The sequence below is a fragment of the Paraburkholderia sp. HD33-4 genome, assembly GCF_021390635.1.
Classification (GTDB): domain Bacteria; phylum Pseudomonadota; class Gammaproteobacteria; order Burkholderiales; family Burkholderiaceae; genus Paraburkholderia.
Map to the genome: position 1 here is coordinate 947628 of NZ_JAJEJS010000002.1, position 24006 is coordinate 971633.

Below are 24006 nucleotides of genomic sequence, written 5' to 3' on the forward strand. Positions count from 1 at the left end.
TTCAGTGTTCCCATAGGCGAATGAATGAATTCCCTGAGGGCGGCGTGGCAATAAATCTCGACGGTGGATCATCCTGATATGCGCGGGTTTGGTTACCGCATTACAGTGGACCGTCTCATGAGCCTGCCACATTCTTAAGCCGCAAGTCGGAGGATATCCGTTGCGGGGTTATGCCGTGGGTTACTCGAGTAGCCGGGCTACGCCGCCTTCAGGAAACTTGTGGATCTATGGGGTGTGCTCCGTGGTGCTTTGTAATCAGGTCGGAGCCCTGCCAGAAGGTAACGCGAGCGATATCGCCAGACGCCCGATGTCCCAGATAAAACCCGACAGTTCACGGGCGATGGCCACGACTGCGGTATTCGCATGCTTACCACGCGCGGCCAGCCTCCGGTATCGCCGACATAGTCGAACTTGCGCGTCCCACGCGCGATCGATGATGGCCTTGGGAATGCCTTCCTGTCGACGCTGAATGTCGGGACTTACACGTGCCGGGTGCCGGTAACTCCAGGCAGCCTCGACGAGTAATTTTCTTGCATAGCTATTGCCGGTCTTGGTGATGCTTCCCTGCCGGCGCTTGTCACCCGATGAATGCTCTGACGGGGTGACGCCGAGCCATGCCATCAACTGACGCGGATGGTCAAAGCGCGACAGATCTCCGAGTTCAGCGAGCATTCCAACGGCCGTGGTGAACTGCACACCGCGCATGGCCTGCAGGCCCAGGACGGCCGGATAGAACCGCCAGTTTGTCACTGCCTCACGCAAGGCTACTTCGACACGCTGGCATTGCGCGAGCCGATCTTCAATCGTGCGCCGGAGTTCCTCAAACGCGAATTGTTGCCATTCGCTGTCGAACGCATACTGGCTCACCCAGTGTCGATGAGCAGGTCCCCAGTCGGCGTGACCGCTATAGCGTACATCGTGTGCAAGCAGGAACGACTTGAGCCGCTGCCGCGCCTGCCTCAAATCGTCTTTGGCCGTCATCCATGCACGGGCGAGATCGCGAAATGCCTCGTCCTCGACGGTCGGCACGTGCACAGCTGACAGGTCGCCAGCCCGTAGGGACCGCACAAGCTTGACCGCATCGCGTCGATCCGTCTTGACGCGCTCGCCGGGCTTTCTGGGAATCAGCGACGGTGCGCACACCATGCAGTCGAATCCCTTCTGGACCAGTTGCCGGTAGAGGCCGTAGCCACATGGCCCTGCCTCGTAGACGACGCGTATGTGTCGGGCTTTCGATTGAAGACGCCTGCCCAGGCGATCGATATCGGTCTTCGTCGTACCGATCTTGCCGGGCAGTTCGACTTCGCCCGTGCCGAGCGCATAGGCGACCGTGATTGAGTCCTTGTGAACGTCAAGGCCGACGTACAGCGTGCTATCGTGTTCCATGCTGGCCTCCGTGGGGGAAATCGCCGGGTGTGGCGCCGTCCACACCGTGCGGCTCTGGCAGCAATGCTAACCCGCGTCTGATTCCTCACGGTGGGCCAGCCTCCTGCCTCACGGAAAGTCATTGTGTCTTAATAACACCCGCAATCTTATTCGCACTGCTGCGCAGAATGAATTGCGGATGGAGGACAAGGAAGGTGTTGAGCATATTCATCTGATGACGCCGTTTCAGACCAGTGAGCTCAATCTTGGGCATATGGTCGATGGGGACGGCAAGGAACGGGGGCGAGGGGCGGAGTTGCGCACAGATGAGCACGTGGCACTGCGCGGGGCGAAAGGTGTCCTGGTTTCCGCCGAGAGACAGGAGAAGGCTGCCGGAAAACAGTTGGATATGACCGCTGCGCAGTCCCAGTTGGAAGAATCTCTCGTCCAAATGAAAGCTTTGTCGAAAGCTGCTCAAGCTGCTCAGGCTATTGCCAGTGACATCCAGAATCAGCAACGCCTGCTGGAGGATAGGTTGTCTGGCCTTCAGAAGTCTGTATTGCTTGCGAGTGCGCCGGACGGAATGGCATTTACCAGCGGTTACCACCTGCAAATAAACGCGAGCGAATATTTGGCAGCTACAGCGGGTACAAGTATCGATTTCGGTGCAATGAAAGACGTACGGGTCGCCGCGGGAAACGCGTTGTCCCTATTTGCGCAAACGGGTGGAGTAAAACTTATCGCAGGTACTCAGGACTTGATCGCCCAGGCTCAGGATGGGCAACTCGCGCTTAGTTCCAGTAAGGATGTAACGATGAGTAGTATCAACGGCAAGACCACGATTGCATCGAAACAGGCACTGACGCTGACAAGCGGCGGAGCGTACATCAAGATCGACAACGGCAGTATTGAACTAGGTTGCCCAGGAGATATCACGCTTAAGTCCGGCAATTTTCACTGGGAGGGACCCGCAAATCTTCCTGAAGCGAGTTTTCCCTGGCCTGGACAGATTCCGGCGATGTTTAGCACACAGGTCCTCCTCGATAAACAACTTGAAGAGTGGATCGGGGAAGGTTCTCCGATTCCGTATCAATTTGTAGACTCGGATGGCGTTGCTATTGCAAAAGGGATGACTGACGACCACGGAGCAACCCAGCGCGTTTATCACAAAGAGGCAGGGTCGCTAACGGTCCTGCTTGGTCATAAGGGCTCCTGGTCCATGAGCGAAGTTGACGATGAAGGGTGCGGATGCGCTGATGATCACTCTCCTGAGACGACGATCGGCCTCGCGGATTTCACGTTGGATAACTCAGATATGCCGAGTAATCCGACAGACGTAGAGGAGGCCGGTGTGCCATTGCAGTCCAAGGTTTCCACGCCAGGCGGGACTAAAGAGGACCAAGGGGCAGATGAATATCGATTGTCCCTTCTCGAACATTTTGTGTACCGGGACCCGACGGTGGCACAGGCGATTCTGGACGGGGAGGAGTAACAGTGAAGGTTCTAATTCGATTTGCAATGCTAGTGGTCATCGCTATCTCTGCCGCCGATGCGCGCGCTGATGATTTCGTTAAGCCCACGGTAACAGCGGAAATCAGGCTTGTTGATGGTTTCAACGACGTAGCAACCATTGGGGGAACGCTAAGAATTGTCAAAGCTTTTGTTGGGACATTGACCGCTCACGGTTACGAGACATACACAAGCTATTTGTTACCTGAAAAATCTGGATCCGCGTGGCAGCACGTTCTGATTGACCTCCCTGACGAAGATTTTCCCGACTTCAGGACAGAGGAATCCGCCGACTCGACGGTGCAAGCCATTGCCGTCTATCGAGAGCGCAATGGTGCTGTATACGTAGTCCAGGCAGCCAAGTCTGGACTCAAAGCACCAGATTTGTACCTGAAGGCGGCTCACGTCACATTCAAGGTATTCCGGTTTAACGGGAATGCAGACGTAGCGCGGTTTAATCAGGTCGCGATGTTCCAGAGCGCAGCAGCATATGAGGATGCCAACGACGCCATAACAAAGGAATTCTTCAGGAAATAGGAAGAGACAGACATGTTTGTAAATGCAACATATGATCGCGAGAAGAAGACTGTCCACTATTTCGATGAAAACGGAAATGAAACGCTTTACATTGGAGGCTCATTCGCATGGCGTACGAACAACCCTGGTAATCTCACGAAGCCGACAACCTATGTGATGGATGGAGCAATTGGTTACGCTCAGAGAACGAGCACGTCTAAAGGGCGTTTCGTAATTTTCCCTGACCGGGCGACTGGTATGGCGGCGCATCAGAAGGTGTTGAAATCGGTGTACGGTGACAGCACGATCAAGGGGATGATTACAAAGTATGCTCCGCCGTCGGAAAACAATACGGATGGGTATATCGATACAGTTACGAAGGCGGCTGGCGTATCCTCAAGTGATGTTGTCGGTACTCTGTCGCCAGAGAAATTCGCTGGTGTTACATCGGCAATGGAAAAGCAGGAAGGTTGGGTTCCTGGGATAATTAGGCAACTCGGAAGGCCGCTGCGGGTCCAACTCTTTGACAAGGTAACTCAACCATTCGCTGATCAGAAGATTAATATCAAAAGCTCTGGCAAGAACTTCGAAACTAAATCGGACGCCAATGGGCAGTTGCCTTGGCTCTATAGTGGATTGCTTGGCGACGAAATCAACCTCTACTACGCAAGGGAAAATGATGATCATGAGAAAATTGGTACATTTTCTACCGCGACAAAGGCGCCAGCATATACATTTACTGCGCCATATTATCTGTTGACTGCTCAACCACGTGTTCATGAGGCAAATGAGAAATTTCGGCCTATTGTTCACATCGTTCGACCCGGAGAAACGCTCTCAAGCATAGCGTCGAAACATGGAACCACTGTCGCCGCGATTGTGCAGGAGAACTCGTTGTCAGACGCCAACCACATTTACGCGCGTCAACATGTTCGTATTCCACGCGGCGGGGACGGCGCTGGAGAAGCGACTCTGATTGGCGCACCGTCGTCAGAGAAATCAGAGGCAGGCGGGAAAAAACAGGCTGGCTCCGCGAAAGGCAGTCCGGGGAATGGCATCGCTCAAATGCATGCTGTCGGAAACGGTAAATCGTCGAATGGTTCGGAAATAAATCAACAGAAGCTGAATGTTACGAGTCAACGAAATCAGAATTTCCATCCGGAGACGATCATCAGTTCTAGACAGCTTGAGCTTAGCGGGAAAGGATGGTGTTCGAGGTTCCCCGGGCTAAAGTCACTTGACTCCTTGGATTCGTCCTTCAGATCAAAAGTGGACTCTTTTTTCTCGGCCTTAAAAGAAGCAGGTATCGCAGCCGGCGATATAAAGATAGGGGCTACCTATCGACCGCCGGAACGATCATATTTGATGTACAACGCATTTTACATTGCCAAAGGAAAGATCAGTCCAGATAAAGTAGAAAGATTTGGCGGAGTGAATATTGATTGGGTTCATCGCGGCGCTGATGGGAAGATGGATCTTGACGCCTCAAAGAAAGCGGCTATTGAGATGTGCGGTGGCTACCGACTAAATTTAAATAGTGAGAAGCAGGTGGTGGGGAAAGCGTGGTCGTCGCGTCATAATTTCGGCGCTGCTATAGACATGAATATTTACAATTTCATTGGCAAGACGGTGAAAGATGCTGACGGAAATGAGGTGTCTTTAAAGTTATTCTCGGATTTGGTGGAAATCGGGAGATCTTATGGGGTTAGGTATTTTCCCGTTGAAAATATGCATTGGTCGGACAGTGGTCATTAATTGGGTAAAAAAATGAGAAAAAGAATTTGGTTTTTCCTGATTGTCGCTCTTTTTTCCAACATTTGCCGAGCCACCGGAACACCAATATTTGGAGTGTGGGAGCAACTTGTGGTGGCGTCCACGAATTCCAAGGACAAGCCAATGCGAAGGGATTTTCTTTTCGTAGATAAGCCGGTTGTTCATCAGGAAATTTTTAGTGGAATCTCTAATGCATACAATGGACCAATTTGTTGCCTGAAAGTAGATAATGCAACCCCTATTTCTCTGGAAGACTTGATTTCTAAATACAGATGGGCACCCGACGATATTGAACATCTTAAAAGCATTAAAGGATGGCGCTACATCTACGAGGCGATTGTCGTGGACAAGGCCCAGCAGAACAACAACATGAGAGAGCTCGTGAGTATGACTGGGCACATGGGCGATCTATCTCCGTTCTCGTCGGGTCTGATTTCCGGCGATGAAGGGGACGTCAAGATGGCTCGCGGGAAGCTCACGATTAATGGCGCTGAGAGTTATTTTTCTTCGTCCTACGATGAGAATTTAAATGTCATGAAATATAATTTCGATTACAAGGGGAGGCGACTGAGTTTTTCCGAGAAGTCTTTTCCGGTCGAATAAATTAAATGAATGTTATAAAATTTTTTGTTATTTGTATTGTGTGTCTGGTTGTGAATATTGGATATGCGCAGCAAACCGAGATTAAATCGATAGGGTTAGTTAGCGATGAATATTTTTATGCCACAAGTCCATCTGTGAAGACTGGAGGTCAATTGAATATTGTTGATTTTCTCGGAAACGTACATTGTTGCGCAACAATATCGGGGTATGCAAAAATCAGTGATGATCCGAATTTTGTTGATGGAATTAATGATCAGACAGTCTACGCGTACGCCATAACCGTTTCTCCAGGTGTGGTGAAGGGCTTGGAAGGGGAAGGCATTCCAAAAAAAATTGCGGTTAAGAAAATTGGGCGAAGTATCAAGGCGACTGTAGATGGGGTGCAAGTTATTCTGTCCAGCTGCACATCTGCTGAGGGCGTTCACTATTTCACGCGCCGCAAGTCAGATGGGAAGGTGATAGTGGATATCTACAAATACCTTGGCGTCGATTTGGAGCCGAATTGTAAAGACAAATTTTTTTGAAGTCTCATGGGTGTGTGCAAATCAAGACTATCTAATTCAAAAGTGGATCGATTTGATCGCGTGAATATCGATTGGATGCGCCGATGCGCGAATCGAACGATGGATGCGGAATCCTCTAAGCCGGCACGAGTTGGATTTCAGAAGAGTCATTTCCGGTGGAATGATCTTGGTTGCCAGAAGATCGGGATTTGAATAATTTTTCAGAATGATTCCGTGAAATGAAAAATAAATTCGATTCCCGTTGTTAGATAATTGAACGCTGTTTTAGTCGTTCTGACGATACCGTTATGACAGGAATAATTCGAGAAGGCGATCGGACCAACTCCGGTGGTGAAGTGTTGCGTGGCTCTGCGAAGCGTTTCTTTATGGGGCGTGCGATCGCGAGAGTTGGGGATCCAGTCGCGTGCCCTCTCCATGGTGATAACCGTATATCCAGAGCGACTACGAAAGCATTCGATGGGGGACTTGAGGTCGCGAAGCATGGCGATCTATGTGAGTGTGGTTGCTACTTGATCACTTCACTACCAAATAGCGGACCCCGGTAAGATGGCTGTGGACTTCTCTCTGCTTCCGCCAGAGCAGGATATACCGAAGGATCCGCCGTCACGTCTTGTTTGGACAATTGTCTTTTTTTTATTGACGCTCGCGGGTGTCTTCGTCGTGTTGCTACTTTGGCCAAAGGATGAGCCTACACAAACATCCTGGTTCTGGGTTTGTATAGCGCTGTATCCGGCAGGCACCAGTGCGTTTGTAGTCTCGCGTCGCTATTCTGTATACGAAGGCCATAGGCTGGATGTCCACGCATGGAATGAGGAACGCAAGCGGTATATTGAAGATCTCTTTGATCGGGCAAGCATACCGTTCGCCGTGATTGGAGCCGCGTTCAGCTTTATCGATGACGAAAAACTCGACAATGTTAGCGCTATTGCGGAACGCACTCTGGTACTAAAGGCACAGCCAGCCATTGCTGAACAGGGCACGGTGTCGGCTCGATGGTTCGCGCCTGATGCGCTCGAACGAAAGGCATGGCTACGTGGACCAGATACTGTTCGTCAGGCGCAGGTACTTGTCTGGGTCTTTGATCGATTGCTGTACCGATCACGCAATGCGTTGGCAAAGCTTCCGGACAACCTACCTCTTGTTGTCAGGATCAAGGTGGTGGCGAACGCTTACGAGGGCGATTGGGGATCGCTGTGGAATGAGCGTTGGCGTCAACTGTCGTTGCCTCCGTCTACCGTTGTCATCGAACCGGAAGATATGGGCTTGATGGATGTCGACTCCTGGTTGGATAGCTCGGATTCCCGGCTCCAGACGCATGCAACGCTTGTGGTTGTTGTCCAACTAAACGAAATATTGGGTAAAAATCCCCCAGAAGGAAGTGCAGAGACTTGCGCAGCTGTCCTCCTTGTGCCCGAGCGCCTTCTTCAACATCACCGTTTGGAACCTATTGCTCGCATTCATAGACCGATGACAGGCTCCAAGGATAGTTTGACTCATGTGCTGCGCTATGCGTTGAGGTGGGGGAAGGCCGATCCGCTTTCGATTGGTCGCTCATGGCTAAATAACTTGAATGCTGCGAGTACATCCGTATTCCATGCGGCGCTGCGAGAAGTTGGCGTTACGAGCGCGCGAGACACCCCTCTTCCTGAACTGAACCTGGATCGGACCGTTGGCCATGCTGGCAGTGCTGCCGATTGGCTCGCGCTTGCTTGCGCTGCTGCCAGCTCTCAGCAACTAGGAAGCCCTCAACTGGTGGTCATGCAGCATGCCAGCGACATTGTGTCGACAGTCGTTGCCGCACCGTAACCACTGAAAGATCCATTCGATTCACATGAACCGGAAATTCAGACTCGATCTACTCGGGATCATACTTCTCGTCGTGCTACCTGGCCTGATTATCTGGATGAGGTCAGGTTGGATTGGCATCGCGCCCGCGAACCGCGGTCCAGCGATTGTCGTGCTGTGCGTCGTTTTCGTAGTCCTGTTGCTTGCGTTCAGTTTTAGCGACTCCTCGCGACCTGCTATGGCATGGCGTTCCGTTCGTCAGTGGGTACTCGAGCACGCCCATCCGGCGTCGCCGATATTGGGCTCGGGTGATTCCGATGAGGCTGCAGTCCGTGTTGCGGCTTTGAAGCAATTGCTCGTTGATCGCCACGGCTCGCGCTGGCGTTACCGCGACCGCTGGGTGGTCGTCGCCGGCGACGAACCGCTCGTCAAACGCCTGGCGCCGGGGCTTGCGGAAAATGGCTATGCCATCACCGGCGACGCCGTCCTGCTGTACGCAAGCCAGACTACCGACAAGCTCGATACCGACTGGCTCGACGAGATTCGCCGCTTGCGCAGTCGTCGTCCAGTCGACGCAATCGTGGCGGTAACACGCAACCGTAGCGCGGGCAGTACGCCATTCGACACCGACGCGCTCGCCGGGCGGCTTGCGCGACACGCCCGTGCCTTGCGGTGGGCCGCACCCGTCTATCTGCTCAACGTGACCGAATTCGGCCCCGAAGACGAGAGTCCGGATGAGGCGATCGGCTTCACCTGGTCAAACTCCCGCGTGAATGCCGACGAAATAGCCGTGACGCTGCAAAACCTCGTCCATAACCTCGCGGACGCAGGTGTCATGCGCCTTACCGAGGACAAGTCTGAACGCTATCCTGCCGAGCTGTCGACGCACATCGAGGCGTTGGGTTGCGAGTTGTCGGGACTCGTGTCGCAGACTGCGCGCTCGCGCCACTGGCGTCACGCAGTGCACGGCCTTCTGTTCACACCACTGTTCAAGGTGCGGGAACTGACGCCACCCGCAGCTACGGAAACGAAGACTGGCGTTGCAGAGGACGATCCTGTTGCGCAGCAACAGCGGACGATCTGGCGGACCGTAGCGGAGCATAGCCGCAAGATCCATGGCCACCGTGTTGGTCTCTCGTTCTCGACGACTGCCGCGTGGACCGCAACGGCCGTGATCGGTTTTTGCATCGTCGGCACGATGGTATCGGGTTTCACAAACCGCGCGACGATCAGCGCCGCCGGGGACACACTCGCCATGCTGTCGGGCACCCAGAATCCGACGAAGGCGATGCAGACTCTGGACAGCCTCGACAAACAGATCGACACACTTGAGACACGCCAACACAACGGCGCACCATGGACTACCCGCTTCGCCCTGAACCGCGACAGCGCACTACTCGACACGCTATGGCCCGGCTACGAGGGCGCCGCAAACCGAATCCTCATCGGCCCGATCCGTCAGAAGCTCGAGGATCGCCTGCATCAGCTCGCCTCGATGTCCGACAACGAGATCGCGAGCGGCGGCAGCACGCAGACACAGGCCGCCTACGACACGCTCAAGGCTTACCTGATGCTTGCGAAGCCGGAACGGGCCGTCGCCGCTTTCCTGACCCCTCAACTGTCCGCGACGAACGCGCCGGCTCGCCCCGTCGACTCACCGCTTTCTGCCGGTACGTGGGAAGACCTGCGGCAGCACGCCATCACGTTTTTCGCGAATCACCTCGGACGCCGGGCATCGACGAGCAGCTCTTCATTGGCGATCGTCCCGGATAGCGGCCTGATCGCAGCCACCCGTCAGACCGTCATCAGCGTGCGCGGTATCCAGAACTCGACTGATGCGGTCTACCAGCAGATCCTTGAGGACGCGAAGCCGAAATATCCGCCCCTTTCTCTGGCCACCCTGCTAGGCGACACCACGGGTCGCGGCCTCTTCAACACGACACAGACGATCCCGGGCGTCTTCACTCGGGAGGCGTGGGACCAACGCATTTCGAAAGCGATCGACGATGCAAGCGAGCAGGGCAATGTCGCCGGCGACTGGGTGCTTTCAGACTCCAAAACAGTGAACCAGGCTCCTTCGACGCTGAAAGCGGAATTGCGGCAGCGCTACTTCGACGATTACGCACGGGCATGGGAACAGTTCCTCAACAGCCTGCGCTGGCAGTCCGCCCCGTCCCTGTCCGCGACGGCGGACCAGCTCGTTCTGCTCGGCGACCCGCAACGCTCGCCGCTGGTCGCGCTCATGAATGCGATCGTGTATCAGGCGGGTACCGGGGCAAGCGCCCAGTCGCTCACCGACAACCTGGTCAGCAAGGCGCAACAGCTCGTCGGCGCAGACGAAAAAAATCCATCGAAGCAGACACAGCTCCAGCCTGCCCCCCTCGCGACCGCATTCGGTCCCATTCTGCGACTGGCTGGTAGCGATCTCGGCTCGGCCGTACCGACACAGGGCGGCAAGCCCGCCGCGCAGTTGGCAGCGACCGGCGACCTGAGTCTCGCACGGTACCTCGAACGGGTAACGGCGATGCGGTTGAAGGTCGAGCAGATGGTGAACAGCCCAGATACGGATGCCATGTCGCGCATTGCGGCGCAGTCGGTGCTGCAGGGCAGGACGTCGGACATCGCAGATAGCCGCGATTACGCGAGCCGTGTCGCCGCAAGTCTTGGGGAACAATGGGCGGGATTCGGCGGGTTGCTGCAGGCGCCGCTGAACCAGACGTGGCAGGCCGTAGTGCAGCCCGCGGCGTCGAGCCTGAACGACATCTGGCGCAATTCGATCCTCGCCGACTGGAATCAGGCCTTCGGCGGCCGCTACCCATTTGCTGATTCGGACAACGACGCCTCATTGCCCGAAATGGCGCGCTTCATGCGCCTGGACAACGGCGTGATCGCGCAGTTCGTGACTACGCAGCTAGCTGGTGTCGTCGAGCGTCAGGGAGATCACTGGGTGGCTGCGCAAGGCGCGGATCGCGGAACACTGATGCTGGACCCGGGCTTTCTCGAAGGCCTGAACCGGCTGATGCGTGTCTCAACGGTGCTGTTCCCGTCGGGCGACGCGCATATCCGGTTCGATCTGCGAGGTGTGGCGACCCCGGGCGTCACCAGCACGAAGTTCGTGCTCTCGGGACGCAACCTCGACTACTTCAATCAGAAAGAAGAGTGGGTGCCATTTGAATGGCCGGGGCAATCGCTGGAGAACCTGTCGCATATCGAGTGGCAGACAGAACAGGGCGGACTGCGTTCCGCACTCGACGTGCAGGGGCGCTTCGGCCTGATCCGGCTGCTCGAGCGCGCGACGTCGTCCCAGCAGGACAACGCGCGCTATCTGCTGACGTGGTCTCCCGATACGAGTCAGGGCATTCCGCTCAAGGCCCAGTTGCGCAGTGATGTGGGCGCCGGTCCGCTCGACGTGCTGAAACTGCGGCACTTTGCGCTGCCCACGCGCATCTTTGTGACGGGTGCTCCAAAATCGGCGCCTAAGCTTTCGGACGGTGGTCCACCACCATTGCCTCCCGCCGCGCTCGCGGCGGCCAAACATGCGGCCATGCCATTGCCGCACGGTTCTGCGCCGGAGGTCGAATAAATGCTGTCGAGTTTGCTGAAGACGCTATTCCCGTCGCGCGACGACGAGCAGCAGGTGCGCGCGCGTCTCGATGCCTGGAGCGCGTGGCTGCAACCGTTGCCGGGCGAGCATGGCTGCGGGCGCGATCCGGGCTATGAAGATCTGTTCTTCGCGCTGCGCGAGGAAACGCAAAAGCTCTCCGGTATCGACGACGGCCTGATCGTCCGTTCGTGCGAGCAGTTGCTGAAAGAGACCGGCAAGGACCTGCGCCTCGCCGGCTACTACGCGTTCGCGCGTCTGCGTGTGGACGGACCGGCTGGATTCGCGGACGGACTCGAACTCGCGGCGTCGCTCGTCGAACGCTTCGGCGAAAACGTGCTGCCTGCGCGCGCCGAGGCGAAGAAGGGCGCGCTCGATATGCTCGCCACCGGACGCATCATCGACCTGCTCGACAGCCGCGGCGAGTTGGCGCCGGCCGACCTCGAACGCGCGATCGCCGCACTCGATCTGCTCGTCACGCGCACCGCCGCGTGGCCCGACGCGGCGCGGCCGAATCTCGGCGCACTCGTCGCGCGCTTCGAACAACACGACGTATCGGCGCGCGGTAATGAGCTCGATTCGGCAACGTCACCCGCGTCGATGGGTACGGCTCTTTCAGCCAATTCGAGCTTGTCAATCGCATCGACCCGCGATCTGCTCGATCAGGCCCGCGCCATGGCACTCTGGCTACGCGACCAGGAAAACGGCTATCTACCATCCGTGCGGCTCGTGCGCACGGTTCGCTGGGACACGGTGCACGAAGTGCCGCCCGCGGATGCGGCCTCGCGCACGCGTCTGACGCCCCCGCGCGGCGAGTTGCGCCAGCAGATGAAGCGGCTCGTGCTGCAAAAGCAGTGGCATGAACTGCTCGAACGCGTCGAGGGCGCGTTCATGGAGGGCGTCAATCACCTGTGGTTCGACTTGCAATATTTCCAGCACGTCGCGCTCGATCACGTCGGCGCTCCCTATAGCGCATGGCGCGAACAGTTGCGCGCGGACTTCGCGCTGTTTCTCGAACGTTTGCCCGGCATCGAGCGTCTGGCGTTCGACGACGGCACACCGTTCGCCGACGACGCGTCGCTCGAATGGATCGCGCGCCACGCGGTCGTGCGCAATCTCGAAGCGGGTGAGAGCGTCGCACCGCTGCCGGTGTCGGCCGGCAACGACGACGAAGCGACCGGCGACTGGCCCGAGATCGAAGCGCAGGCGCGCGATCTCGCGGGGCAGGACGGCATCGAGGCCGCGTTCGGCTGGCTCGAAGCGTTGCCCGGCATTCGTACCGATCGTCATCGCTACCTGCAACGTCTGGTGATGGCGCGCCTCGCCGACCATGCGGGGCGCGCGGACACGGCGCTTGCGTTGCTCGCCGAACTCGACACGAGCGCACGCTCGTTGCCGCTCACACGCTGGGAGCCGGCGCTCGTCTTCGAGGTCAAGCAGCAGTTGCTGCGCGCGCTGAAAGCATTGAGCAACCGCAAGGATGCCGACAAACCTGCGCTCGCACGGCGCATCGGTGAACTGCAAGCCGAACTGACCGTGCTGGACCCGGCGCGGGCGTTGATCTTCTGATAACAATACCGAAGCATGGACCACGACGACCCCATCCTGCGCTACTACGAAGCCGAAATGCGCTACCTCCGCGAGGCCGGCAAGGAGTTCGCAAAAGCGCATCCCGACCGCGCGCGCATGCTGAACCTCGACCGGGTCGGCGACCGCGATCCCTATGTCGAACGCTTGCACGAAGGCTTCGCGTTTCTAACCGGACGTCTTCAGCAGAAGCTCGACGACGAATTACCTGAACTGACCGAAGGCCTCGTGAGCCTGCTGTGGCCGCACTATCTGCGGATGATTCCGTCGCTGTCGATCGTCGAACTGCTTCCGCTCGCGGAAAAACTGCAGCGAACCGAGATCGTGCCGGCCGGCGTACCGGTGCGCTCGGCGCCGATCGCGGTGCCGAACGCGGCAGGCGTAGAGGGCGCGACGCCGAAGACCGTGCAATGTCTGTACCGGACCACGCAGCCGGTCACGCTGCAACCGTTGTCGATCACGCACGCGGGCCCGACCGTGCGCCACGACGGCCGCTCGATCATCCGGCTCGGCTTCGAGCTCGATCGATCCGCGCGTCGCAAGGAAATCGATCTGTCGCGCCTGCGGCTGCATCTGAGCGCCGATCTGCCGACCGCGTTCGCGATGCATCTTGCGCTCACGCGCGAGGTCGATGCGATCCACTGGCGCATTCCTGAAGTGCGCGACGGCGAAGCGCAGCCGCTCTCCGACTTGACGATCGAGCCCGCGGGCTTCTCGGCCGACGAACGTCTGTGGCCGAAGGCCGACGCGGCGTTTTCGGGCTATCAATTGCTGCTCGAATACTTCACGTTCCGCGAGAAGTTCCTGTTCGTCGATCTGTGCGGACTCGACGTGACGAAGCTGCCCGAGAAGTCAACGCGCTTCGAGCTGGAGGTCGTACTGAAGCACTCCTACCCGTCGGATCAGCGTTTCAGCGCGGAAAACCTGCGGCTTTTCTGCACGCCGGTCATCAATCTGTTCGAACTCGATGCCGAACCGATCGAGATCGATCATCACGAAGCCGAGTACCGCGTGTTGCCCGCCGGCCATCAGGGCGAGCACGTCGCGACCTACTCGGTCGATGCGATCGAGGCTTTCGATCACGACACCGCGGAGCGCTACGAGTACGTGCCGTTCGCGACGTTCCGGCATCGCGGCGGCATGCTGCGGCACGAAGCGCCCGAGCGCTACTTCCATGCGCGGGTGCGGCCGGGAGTCGCCAGTCTGCACGAGACATGGGTCGTGCTCGGCGGTCACGCGTGGGAAACGATGCACACGCTGCCCGAGGAAAGCCTGTCGCTGCGCGTCACCGGCACCAACGGCATGCTGCCGCGCAAGGGCCTGCGTGAAGCGAGCATCACCGAACTCGCGACTAGCACGCCGAACATCGTCGGCGTGAAGAATCTGGTCGCACCCACATTGCCGCTTTATCCGCCGACCGGCGATCGCTTTCAGTGGCGGGTGCTGTCGCATCTCGCGCCGAACTTCCTGTCGATGATGAGCGCGGAAGTGTTGCGCGGCGCGCTCGCGCTATACGACTGGACCAATGACGAGCTGAACCGCAGGCGCCTCGCGGGCATTCTGTGGGTGTCGCAGGAATTGCTGGAGGAGGTGTCGGGCGGTTCGGTCGAGCGTGGCGTGCATATCGAGGTGACGCTCGATTCACACGCGTTCGCGGGCGAGGGCGACGTGATGCTGTTCGGCGAATTGCTGCAACGCTTTTTCGCGCTGTACGCGGAGATCAATCTGTTCACGAAGCTGTCGATCGTGAGCCTGCCGTCGCAGACTCGTACGGTCTGGCCGCGCAGCAAGGCGCAACGGGCACCACTATGAGTGCTTACGCAAACGCTCTCGAAGCGGACAAAGAACCGCCGGATCTCGAACCGCTGGTCGCGGCACTGCTCGCGCGCGCACCGCGGATGAACTTCATGCAGTTGTGCCGCCTGCTCGAAGTGCAGGCGCCGCAGCATCCTGGCTTCGGCACGTGCGATACCCCTGAGCACGAACGGGTACGTTTCCGGCCCCGCGCGCGCACCGGCTTTCCGGCGGGCGAGATTGCCGCAGTCGAATTCGCCGACGATTCGGGTTCCATCGGATCTGTTGCCACACCGACGGTGCGCACGACGTTCATGGGTCTCTACGGCGTCGACGCAGCAATGCCGTCGCACATGATCGACGAGATCGTGTTGCGCGAGGAAGGGCATGAAGTGGTCGAAGCCTTTCTCGATCAGTTCAATCATCGTTTCGTCGCGCTGTTGTATCGCGCGTGGAAGAAGTACCGCTACCCTGAGAGCTTTCGCGCGGGCGGCACCGATGCGCATTCGCGCAACCTGCTGTGTCTCGCCGGTTTCGGCTGGGGCGACAAGCCGCTACGCGCTGGCCTGCCCGATTCGCGCATGCTCGCGCTGCTCGGTCTGCTGATCCAGCGCACGCGCACACCGGAAGGACTGGGGGGCGTGATCGCGCTCGCGGTGCCGGGCGTCGATGTACGTGTCGATGAGTTCTTTCCTGTGCTCGCGCGCGCCGGCAAGCCTCGGCCGCTCGCCTCGTCGGCCGCTCGTGCCGGTGCGGCGAACGACGGTGCGCGTCGCGGCCTCGGCGGCGGCTATGTGCTGGGCCAGCGGCTTGCGTATCGCAGTCGCGCGGTGCGCGTGACGTTGCGGCCGGCCGATGCCGCTCAGGCGCACGATCTCTTGCCGGGTGCCTGGCTGCATCGCGAGTTGATGGCGTTCGTGCAGTTGTATGTGGGGCTGAAGGCCGACGTGCATCTGCGTATGGAAATGTCGTCGCGCCTCGCGCCATCGCCCGCAATCAACTCGGCTCGCGCTGTCGATGGCGGACCGGCAGGACCGGCGCCGCGGCTCGGCTGGACGACCGTGCTGCCCGCCGTGAACGAACGCCTGATCGACGTCGCGCTCGGGGTGTATCAGGCGTTTCCGAAACCCGCGGCCAATCCGTACCTGACTCGATCCGCGTGATGAACGACGCGCCCAAAGGACTATTCATGAAGCTTCGCTTTATCGTTTCCACTTTTGCGTCCGCTGCGCTGCTGTCGGCGTGCGGCGCCTGGCAATCCGTGTCGGACGCGTCGTCGAGCGCATACCGCGCGGTGTTCTTCAAGCAGATCAAGATGCTCGACGTTGACCTGTCCGCGCGCGACGCGCTGAATCCCGACGACGCCGGCCGCGCGACATCGGTTGCGGTGCGCGTGTATCAGTTGAAGGACCGCAAGATGTTCGACGGCGCATCGTACGAGGATCTGCTGAAAAGCGACCGCACGCTGCTCGCGCAGGACTTGCAGGCGAGCATGGCATCGGTGCTGAATCCTGGGGCATCGGCGAGCCTGTCGCAACCAATGCAAGCCGATACGAAGTATGTCGCGGTCGTCGCGTTCTATCGCAATCCCGGTAACGGAGATGGCTGGAAGTATGTGATCGAGAAGAAGAAGCTCGATGCGGACGAGCCGTTGAAGATCTCGTTGATGGATCAGTTTCTGGTGACGGCGGGGAGTGTGGTCCACGATTGAGCGGCCCGCCATCTCAATCGGCGCTCAAGGGGTTTTGATTCGGACCGTCCATTACTCCTTTTGCGTGCGCAGCAATAGCGCAAAGCGCTGCATATGCATAACCACGCGGCGGGCATAGCCCCTTCCTCCACCGCTGTACCGCCACAGTGCGGCGTTGACGTCGCCCCCGGAGGCGTCGAGGCAGGCGCGCAATATCGACGAGCCGATGCGGACATTGACGACGGGATCGTCGAGTTCCTTCACGCTGGCGAACGCCTGCGGATGGGCCGCGGGCAGTATCTGCATCAGCCCACGGGCACCGACCGGGCTCACCGCATGCGAGTCGAAGCCGGATTCGACAGCCATCACCGACAGCAGCAGAACAGGAGGCATCGAATAGCGATTCGCTTCGGTCAGGACGGCTTGTGCAATCTTCAACGAATCCGCAGCCGACAGGCGGGATTGCGCGCGCAGCGCGGCGGCAATGTCGTCGGGCGTCGACAACGGAGGGGCCTCGGTCGCCTCAGCGGCGCCTGATGTTTGCGCATTGGCGTAGTGCAAGAGGCTGCAGAGTGCGAGGGCCACCATCATCAAGGCAAGCCGCAGTAGCGTGTATCTGCGGCGCGCATTGGCAGCCGCATGTTTTGGTCCGTGCATAGGGTCAGGGGTGAGCCCAGATGCATGCACTGTAAAGACGATCTCGTTGAAGTCTTCAAAAAAGATCAGTAGTACGCGTAAAAAGGGTGTAAATACCTGCAAGTCTGGAGCCACCAACCATCCGTCGCCGGCTTCGCGCGGGTCGTCGCCCATGACCTCTACGGCGCATCGTCCACGCACAGCACAGGATCGCTGACCAGACAATCCGCATCGGATGCGGCAGGGCCGCCGCCACGCGTCTTCAGCGACGTCTGCTGCGCGGTGATCGGCAAACCTTTGGGCAACAACACCCACATGCGCAGCCGTTCTTTGGTGTGGCTTGCCTGCGACTGCGCGGATTGACCGAAGCCATAGAAGTAGTCGGCTCTAACGGCGCCCTGAATTGCACCACCCGAATCCTGTGCGAGCATCAGTCGATTGATCGCGCCCGGCGCCTGAGGATCGTCGCGCGTGGACACGAACACCGGCGCGCCGAGAGGTGTGGTGCGCGGATCGACGGCCACCGAGCGACCCGCCGACAGCGGCACGCCCAACGCACCGAGCGGACCATTCGGCGAATCGGGAATGACGCGAAAGAACACATAGCTCGGATCGGAAACCGCGAACACGGGATGAGGCCGCGCCGCGTTCGACGCATGTTCGTTGCTTCCGGCTCCGGTCGCATTACCTGTGCCGTGCCCACCGGCGGTGGCCGTTACCGCCGGCGTGATCGCGCCCGCGGTCGTCGGTGTGGTCGTCGCCAGGGTGAAGCCACGTAGCAGGGGCGAGGAGGGTGCATCGTCGTCACCATCCGCGGATGCTGCGTTGCCTGCGTTGCCTGCGTTGCTCGAGACGGGTGTGCCGTCGTCGCTGACGTCGACCTCCATCTCCATGCCGCGCACGACGAGCTTATGCGCACCGGCTGCGGCATTGCCGCTGTGCGCAAGCGGCGGCAAGAAGGGCCGGCCGTTCTGTTCAGCGTAGGCAAAGCGGCGAATCGACCCGTCGCTCATGCGCACCTTGCCCGCGCCTTGCAACTGCATCGAGTACAGCATCACGGGGTCGTCGACATACGCGAGGATCGGCGCCTTCAGCGCGCCGCGCTCGATCTCGGCGCGGGTGTAGTACGGCACGATGCGCGCGCCATCGAGCCGCAGGCGGATCTTCTTGTCGCGAATATCCGGCACGCTGTCGCGCAGGTCCAGCGCGTAGACGCCCTTGAGGTCGCCACTCGTCACCTCGCCGAGCGGGATCACGTTGCGTCCGTCGATGCGCGCCGCGCTCACGCCGCCGCGCGCGAGGTCCGGCAGGCGTCGCGAGTCGAGGTACAGCATATCGGCCGGCGTGCCATAGACCGGGTATAGGTAGGCGCCGCCGTACTGCTGACTGCCGTTGAGCAGCGGCTCGTAGTAGCCGGTCATCGTGCCGTCGACCGAGCGGTCGGGATTGCGGATCTGATACGCGTTGAAATACGTTTCGAAGAAACGCCGGATCGCCGCGACGTTGCCGACGTCCACGGCTCGCGCGGCATTGCACGGTTCCGACCAGCCGCTGCGCGCGCCGAGCACGGTGCAACTGCGGCGAAACGCTTCCCATGACGCGGTGACGTCGTCCGTGTCCCAGCCGGGCAGGTCGGCAAAAGCGGTCGGCTCGTAGTAAGCGTGGCGGGTGGCGAAGCCGCTACTCGGCGCGGGCTTGGTGCTTAGGCTATTGGAGCCGCCGGGCGTGCCCGATGCCGGCGCTTGTGTCGTTGCGGGAGCCGGCGTCGGAGCAGGCGTCGTCGGCGGCGCGAACGTCTGCGCGGGCGGCTCGCGTGCGGGCAGTGCTGGCCCAGTGGGCGGCGCGGGTGGCGCGGGTGGCAGTACGGGTGCCGTCGTCACCGCCTGCTCGACTGGCGATGCGCTGGCGTGGCTCGCGTCCCCCAGGACCACGCTGGTCGCAGGCGTGTTGCTCGCGCAAGCTGCGAGCGTGGCTGTCATCGCAAGCAGCAAAAGCGGAAAAAGCGGAAAAAGCTGAGCCCTTTGCATGCGGCCTCCTTGCGGACCATCGCGGAGCGTCGCGGACTTCGCGGGCGCTAGCCTGGCGGCTTGACGGCGTCGATGGTGAACGTGGCGGCGCCGAAGTCGTCGGCGCAATCCGCGTTGCCTGCCGGGCAGCGCGGCTTGCCCGCGAACGGCGAATAGCGCGGCCCGCGACGCGTGGCCGCTTGCTGCTGGGCATCGGCGGGGAATGACTGGAACGGCGCCACCGGCTTCAGTCCGCCGTCGGAAAAATCGCGCGGCGTCGTCGACACCAGTGTCAGAAAGTGGTTGGGGCCAGGCGGGTTGCCCGCCATCATCGGCCAGCTGGCGCGCGGCAGCGACAGCGTCTGACCGGCGGCGATCCGGTTGTTGCGATCCAGTCCGTTCGGAAACAGCATCAGGTACTGACCGTCCGGATCGACCATGAACACATACACGTAGCCGGCGCGGTTGCTGTCGAGCTTGAACTGCAGATGATCCTTGCCGATCGTCGCCGACGTGCTGCGCGGTGTCGCGGTAACCTGAATCGACGGATCGGCCAGCGTGACGATTCGCTCGAGTTCGCTGGCGGGTGTGTAGGCGGCGAGGCTGTCGGTCTGTGCGGGCGGGGTGGCTGGCGCGGTAATCGTGGCAGGCGCGGCAGGAGCAACTGGGGTAACTGGGGTAACAGCTGCGACGGTTGCCGGGCTTTGAGCCGCGTTACCAGCTGCCGGCGCAGCCGTGTCGGCCGGCTTCGGTGACGCCTGGCTACGCGCGTCCGTGCTTGCCGTGACCGCGGTGCTCGCGGCCGGTGGCGTGCGCATCGCAAACCACGTACCGACCGCCGCCAGCGCGACGACGCAAGCGGCACCTGCGGCGATCAAGCCGGTCCGTTTCCGTTGACCGCCCGTTCCCACGGCAGCGGCCGCCGGCTCTGACTCATTGCGCTTCGTCGCGACGTTCGCCGCTGTCGCCGTCGTCGTGGTCGCCATTCGCGGCGCAGTGGTACCCACGGTCTCAACGGAGGCGCGGGGCATGGGTTCGTTAGACTCTCCCGCGTCATCAGGCGACTCGATGGCAATGCCCAGTTCGCTCGCCAGCGCCTGAACGCTTTGCGGGCGCTGTTCGGGGCGCACCGCAAGCGCGTGGTCGATCGCGCGCAGGAACCGCTCGCTATAGCGGCCGGCCGCCGCCGTGGTGAGCGGCACATACGTGTCGCTCATCAGTCTGCCGACCGACGGCGGCGGTGTCTTGCCCTGAATCGCGAAATAGACGACCGCGGCAAGCGCATACACATCGGTCCACGGCCCCTGTTTCAAGGCCGCCACTTCGGCATATTGCTCGACCGGCGCATAGCCGGGCTTCAGAATTACCGTCAAAGCCTGGGTCATGTCGCCGATCACGCGCCGTGCCGCGCCGAAGTCCAGCAGCACGGGGCGGCCGCTGCCCTTGAGCAGCATGATGTTGTCCGGCGCGATGTCGCGGTGATAGCACTGTGCCGCATGCAGCACCGCCAGCGCTTCGAGCAGCGGCGCGAGCAGCGCGCGCAGCCAGGCTTCATCGGGAGGCGCGCTCATGCGGCGCAAATCGTCGCGCAGCGTCGCGCCCTCGTAATACGGCATCACCATATACGCGGTGCCGTTGGCTTCCCAGAACCGGTACACCTTGACGAGCGAATGATGATCGAAGCGGGCCAGCAGCCGCGCCTCGTTGATGAAGCTTTTTAGGCCGGCGCGAAAGGTGTCTTCGTGACGTTCCGAGCGGACCGACACTTCGGCCGCGCCGACGCGCGTGGCGAGCGCAGCGGGAATGTATTCCTTCAGCGCGACGTGACGGCCTAGCTGGGTGTCGTAGGCGAGATAGACGATACCGAAGCCGCCTTCGCCGATCAGATTGACGATCTCGAACTCGCCGAGCCGTGTGCCGGCGGGCAGCGCATGTTGCGCGTTCGAACCCCGCGCGGCGGGGCGGGTGACGACTGTACGATCGGCGTCCGCCGCTTCGGCGGGGTTCTGCTGGCCGTCCGGTCCGGACGCCCGTTGCGCGATCACGGTTTTGTCGTCGGGGCTGCTCATCGGCTTTGGCTCCCTGGAGGGTACGACGGCAGAGCCCGGCACACGCGAGCGCCACCCTCACGCGCAGGCGCGTCCATCCTAAAGACGATCAAGCGGGCCATTTTTTGAAAAACAGGCGGGCGCGCGCGCCTGAGCGGTGCGCCGCGTGTGGCCGCGGGTTTCAAAATCGGCAGGCCGGATTCGTCTTTACGGTGTTAGTCAACCGCTGCGTGCAGCTTGCGGGTTGCACGAGCATTCCATCCCAGCCGCTTCCTTTTGCCTTCTTGCAGGAAGTTAAAGTGAACGAGCGCCAAGGCTTATCGAACGGGATGGCAAGCAGCGTCGTGCAACGCGAATCGCGGGGCAAGCCCGTCGCGTGGGCACACCGGATCGATGCCGCGCGGATCACGGCCGCGCTCGTCATGGGCTCGATGCTGCTCGGCGCGGCGGGTCATACGCTGGCCGCCGGCGCGTCCGCCGCCGCGGCGCGGCCCGCGAGCGCCGTGGCCCTTGCGCCCGAGTCGTTCGGCTTCCGGCAGGCCGAAGAACGCGAACGCGACGCCGAAACGATCAACACGCTGACCTCCGAAGGACGTCTGCTGCTGTCGCGCGACCGCGTCAAACTGCCCGCCTACGACTATTGCAGCATGTCCGTCGCGGCCGCCGAGCGGGGCGACTTCCGCGACAGCGTCGATGCCGCGGCCCGCGCGCTGGTGGTGGCCGGGCAGACCAACAATGCGGATCTGGCGGCCCTGTCCAAACGCGACCTCGCGATCGCCTACAGCTATGCCGGCGACCTCGACAACGCCGAACGCTATGCCCGCGACGCCCTCGCTTCGACGCCCAAGGCGCCCGAGCAGGTCTTCGCTCCGGCCAACAAGGTGCTCGGCGATGTCGCGCTGCGCCGGAACAAGCCGCAGCAGGCGCTGGCCGCCTATGAAGACGCGCTCACGACCGCCTCGCCGCGTTACAAACCGCTGGTGCTGATGTCGATCGTCAACGCGCAGCTCGCCGAGGGCGACATGGTTGGCGCGCGCCAAACCTTCGATGCGATCGGCGCACCGGCCACCGCGGAGCTCGCGCCGGCCTACCAGCGCATCCAGGGCAATCTGCTGCTGGCCGAAGGCAAGCCGGCGGATGCGAAACACGCGTTCGAAAAGCTGGTGAGCCAAAGCGGCAATTCCAGCGATGCCAACTACGACCGCCTGTGGGCTCACGAAGGAATCGGCCGTGCCGACCTCGCGCTCGGCGACAAGCCGGGTGCGCGCGAAGCCTACCTGGAGGCCGTCGACGATTCCGAGAAGATCCGCGCGCGGTTTCGCAGCGACGAGTTCAAGACAGCGCTGTTCGGCGACACGCAAACGGTCTTCGAACAGGCGATTGCGCTGACGGTCGAAACCGGCGACTACGCGATTGCGTGGGATCTATCCGAACGCAGCCGCGCGCGTGCGCTGCTCGACGTCGTGCGTAATCGCGTCGATGCCGGAGTCGACGACCGTCAATTGAACGGGCAGGTGCCGAGCCTCGCGGCGACGCGCAACGCGCTCGAGCCCAACGAGGCGATCGTCGAGTTTCACAGTCTCGACAAGGAACTGATCGTCTGGGTGGTGCGTAGCGATGGCCTGACCGGCCACACCTTGCCGATCGCACGCGCGGACATGGATGCCGCCGTCACCGACCTGCGCAATGCGATCGTGCGCCGGCGACCGGCCGCGCTGACCTACGGCGACAAGCTCGACGCGCTGCTGATTGCGCCGCTCGGCTTGCGCCCGAACGAGCGGCTGATCATCGTGCCGCACGGCGCGCTGCACTATCTGCCGTTTCAGGCACTGCACAATGCCGACGGCTTTCTGATCGAACGCCACGCGATTGCGCTCGAACCGTCGGCGAGCGTCGCGGTGCAGCTCGCGCAACGCCAGCAGAAGATCGCCAGCGATCTGGTCGCGTTCGGCAATCCGACCATCACGCCCGCGTACGCGCTGCCGGGCGCCGAGGCGGAAGTGCAGGGCATCGCACCGCTGTTCGCGCGCAACGAGGTGTTTCTGCATGGCGATGCCACGCGCGTCAGCTTTCGCGACAACGCGCCCGCCGGACGCGTGTTGCACGTGGCGACGCACGCGCAGGCCGACACGATAGATCCGTTGCACTCGAGCATCCTGCTCGCGCCCGCGACCCAGCCCGCCGACGGCCCGGACTCGCTGCTGGCGAAAGACATCTACAACCTGAAGCTCAACAACGTTTCGCTGGTCACGCTGTCGGCCTGCGAGACCGGACTGGGCCGGATCGCGCGCGGCGACGAGATTCTCGGCTTCACGCGGGCGTTCTTCTATGCCGGCGCCACCAGCCTGATCGTGTCGATGTGGCCGGTCGCGGACGAATCGAGCGCGCTGACGATGCGGACCTTCTACGGGCAACTCTCGCAAGGCCAGGACGCGATCGACGCGATGCGCACCGCGCAACTGGCGGTTCTGCACACGCCGCGCTTCGCGCATCCGTTCTTCTGGGCGCCGTTCGATCTGATGGGTGGCTGGCGTTTGACCATCGCGCGTCAGCCACAGCAATGAACCGA

General features: G+C 60.6%; 17 protein-coding genes. 13 read left to right on the top strand and 4 right to left on the bottom strand.

The annotated features are described in order from the left end of the window. Positions 1-255: 255 nt before the first annotated feature. Positions 256-1386, bottom strand: a complete 1131-nt coding sequence (locus tag L0U84_RS24185; RefSeq protein ID WP_233853284.1) for an IS110 family transposase — start codon at positions 1384-1386, stop codon at positions 256-258. Between the two features lie 121 nt (positions 1387-1507). Between L0U84_RS24185 and L0U84_RS24190 the strand changes: the two genes are divergently transcribed. The 12 genes from L0U84_RS24190 (at position 1508) to tssJ (ending at position 16768) form a co-directional block, all read left to right on the top strand. After that, positions 1508-2857, top strand: coding sequence for a type VI secretion system Vgr family protein (locus tag L0U84_RS24190; protein ID WP_267939951.1), 1350 nt, complete (start codon positions 1508-1510; stop codon positions 2855-2857). Between the two features lie 2 nt (positions 2858-2859). Beyond that, positions 2860-3411 carry a hypothetical protein gene (locus L0U84_RS24195; protein ID WP_233853289.1) on the top strand — a complete coding sequence of 184 codons (552 nt, stop codon included), beginning with the start codon at positions 2860-2862 and terminating at the stop codon, positions 3409-3411. A 12-nt stretch (positions 3412-3423) separates the two neighbouring features. Then, positions 3424-5145 carry a LysM peptidoglycan-binding domain-containing protein gene (locus L0U84_RS24200; RefSeq protein ID WP_233853297.1) on the top strand — a complete coding sequence of 574 codons (1722 nt, stop codon included), beginning with the start codon at positions 3424-3426 and terminating at the stop codon, positions 5143-5145. Positions 5146-5157: 12 nt separating this feature from the next. Continuing rightward, positions 5158-5766 (top strand): hypothetical protein, encoded by a 609-nt coding sequence (locus L0U84_RS24205; RefSeq protein ID WP_233853303.1) that lies wholly within the window; start codon positions 5158-5160, stop codon positions 5764-5766. 5 nt (positions 5767-5771) lie between these two features. Further along, positions 5772-6290 carry a hypothetical protein gene (locus L0U84_RS24210; RefSeq protein ID WP_233853304.1) on the top strand — a complete coding sequence of 173 codons (519 nt, stop codon included), beginning with the start codon at positions 5772-5774 and terminating at the stop codon, positions 6288-6290. Positions 6291-6577: 287 nt separating this feature from the next. Next, positions 6578-6835: a PAAR domain-containing protein gene (locus L0U84_RS24215; RefSeq protein ID WP_267939952.1), complete on the top strand. Its 258-nt coding sequence runs from the start codon at positions 6578-6580 to the stop codon at positions 6833-6835. Position 6836: 1 nt separating this feature from the next. Further along, positions 6837-8096 (top strand): hypothetical protein, encoded by a 1260-nt coding sequence (locus L0U84_RS24220; protein WP_233853306.1) that lies wholly within the window; start codon positions 6837-6839, stop codon positions 8094-8096. Positions 8097-8121: 25 nt separating this feature from the next. Continuing rightward, complete coding sequence (locus L0U84_RS24225) at positions 8122-11658, top strand: ImcF-related family protein (RefSeq protein WP_233853307.1); 3537 nt, start codon at positions 8122-8124, stop codon at positions 11656-11658. Then, positions 11659-13245, top strand: a complete 1587-nt coding sequence (gene tssA, locus L0U84_RS24230) for a type VI secretion system protein TssA (protein WP_233853310.1) — start codon at positions 11659-11661, stop codon at positions 13243-13245. A gap of 15 nt (positions 13246-13260) precedes the next feature. Next, positions 13261-15075, top strand: coding sequence for a type VI secretion system baseplate subunit TssF (tssF, locus tag L0U84_RS24235; RefSeq protein ID WP_233853313.1), 1815 nt, complete (start codon positions 13261-13263; stop codon positions 15073-15075). Further along, positions 15072-16220: a type VI secretion system baseplate subunit TssG gene (gene tssG / locus L0U84_RS24240; RefSeq protein ID WP_233853316.1), complete on the top strand. Its 1149-nt coding sequence runs from the start codon at positions 15072-15074 to the stop codon at positions 16218-16220. The genes tssF and tssG overlap by 4 nt, the downstream gene beginning before the upstream one ends. A 26-nt stretch (positions 16221-16246) precedes the next feature. Next, on the top strand, positions 16247-16768 hold the full coding sequence (gene tssJ / locus L0U84_RS24245; RefSeq protein ID WP_233853326.1) for a type VI secretion system lipoprotein TssJ: 522 nt from the start codon (positions 16247-16249) through the stop codon (positions 16766-16768). Positions 16769-16819: 51 nt separating this feature from the next. Here tssJ and L0U84_RS24250 read toward each other — a convergent pair whose 3' ends face one another. The 3 genes from L0U84_RS24250 to L0U84_RS24260 are packed head-to-tail and all read right to left on the bottom strand — an operon-like array spanning position 16820 to position 21458. Further along, complete coding sequence (locus tag L0U84_RS24250; protein ID WP_233853332.1) at positions 16820-17557, bottom strand: lytic transglycosylase domain-containing protein; 738 nt, start codon at positions 17555-17557, stop codon at positions 16820-16822. A gap of 5 nt (positions 17558-17562) precedes the next feature. Beyond that, on the bottom strand, positions 17563-19410 hold the full coding sequence (gene mltA, locus L0U84_RS24255; RefSeq protein ID WP_233853338.1) for a murein transglycosylase A: 1848 nt from the start codon (positions 19408-19410) through the stop codon (positions 17563-17565). A 47-nt stretch (positions 19411-19457) separates the two neighbouring features. Further along, positions 19458-21458: a serine/threonine-protein kinase gene (locus tag L0U84_RS24260; protein WP_233853344.1), complete on the bottom strand. Its 2001-nt coding sequence runs from the start codon at positions 21456-21458 to the stop codon at positions 19458-19460. 278 nt (positions 21459-21736) lie between these two features. On the opposite strand from L0U84_RS24260, the gene L0U84_RS24265 reads away from it, so the two are divergent. Then, positions 21737-24001: a CHAT domain-containing protein gene (locus tag L0U84_RS24265; protein ID WP_233853347.1), complete on the top strand. Its 2265-nt coding sequence runs from the start codon at positions 21737-21739 to the stop codon at positions 23999-24001. Positions 24002-24006: the final 5 nt, after the last annotated feature.

What these genes read in the sequence shown, in the direction of transcription:
- L0U84_RS24185 (WP_233853284.1), bottom strand. Translation starts at nt 1,386, where the DNA reads ATGGAACACGATAGCACGCTGTACGTCGGCCTTGACGTTCACAAGGAC.
- L0U84_RS24200 (WP_233853297.1), top strand. Translation starts at nt 3,424, where the DNA reads ATGTTTGTAAATGCAACATATGATCGCGAGAAGAAGACTGTCCACTAT.
- L0U84_RS24205 (WP_233853303.1), top strand. Translation starts at nt 5,158, where the DNA reads ATGAGAAAAAGAATTTGGTTTTTCCTGATTGTCGCTCTTTTTTCCAAC.
- L0U84_RS24210 (WP_233853304.1), top strand. Translation starts at nt 5,772, where the DNA reads ATGAATGTTATAAAATTTTTTGTTATTTGTATTGTGTGTCTGGTTGTG.
- L0U84_RS24215 (WP_267939952.1), top strand. Translation starts at nt 6,578, where the DNA reads ATGACAGGAATAATTCGAGAAGGCGATCGGACCAACTCCGGTGGTGAA.
- L0U84_RS24220 (WP_233853306.1), top strand. Translation starts at nt 6,837, where the DNA reads ATGGCTGTGGACTTCTCTCTGCTTCCGCCAGAGCAGGATATACCGAAG.
- L0U84_RS24225 (WP_233853307.1), top strand. Translation starts at nt 8,122, where the DNA reads ATGAACCGGAAATTCAGACTCGATCTACTCGGGATCATACTTCTCGTC.
- tssA (WP_233853310.1), top strand. Translation starts at nt 11,659, where the DNA reads ATGCTGTCGAGTTTGCTGAAGACGCTATTCCCGTCGCGCGACGACGAG.
- tssF (WP_233853313.1), top strand. Translation starts at nt 13,261, where the DNA reads ATGGACCACGACGACCCCATCCTGCGCTACTACGAAGCCGAAATGCGC.
- tssG (WP_233853316.1), top strand. Translation starts at nt 15,072, where the DNA reads ATGAGTGCTTACGCAAACGCTCTCGAAGCGGACAAAGAACCGCCGGAT.
- tssJ (WP_233853326.1), top strand. Translation starts at nt 16,247, where the DNA reads ATGAAGCTTCGCTTTATCGTTTCCACTTTTGCGTCCGCTGCGCTGCTG.
- L0U84_RS24250 (WP_233853332.1), bottom strand. Translation starts at nt 17,557, where the DNA reads ATGGGCGACGACCCGCGCGAAGCCGGCGACGGATGGTTGGTGGCTCCA.
- mltA (WP_233853338.1), bottom strand. Translation starts at nt 19,410, where the DNA reads ATGCAAAGGGCTCAGCTTTTTCCGCTTTTTCCGCTTTTGCTGCTTGCG.
- L0U84_RS24260 (WP_233853344.1), bottom strand. Translation starts at nt 21,458, where the DNA reads ATGAGCAGCCCCGACGACAAAACCGTGATCGCGCAACGGGCGTCCGGA.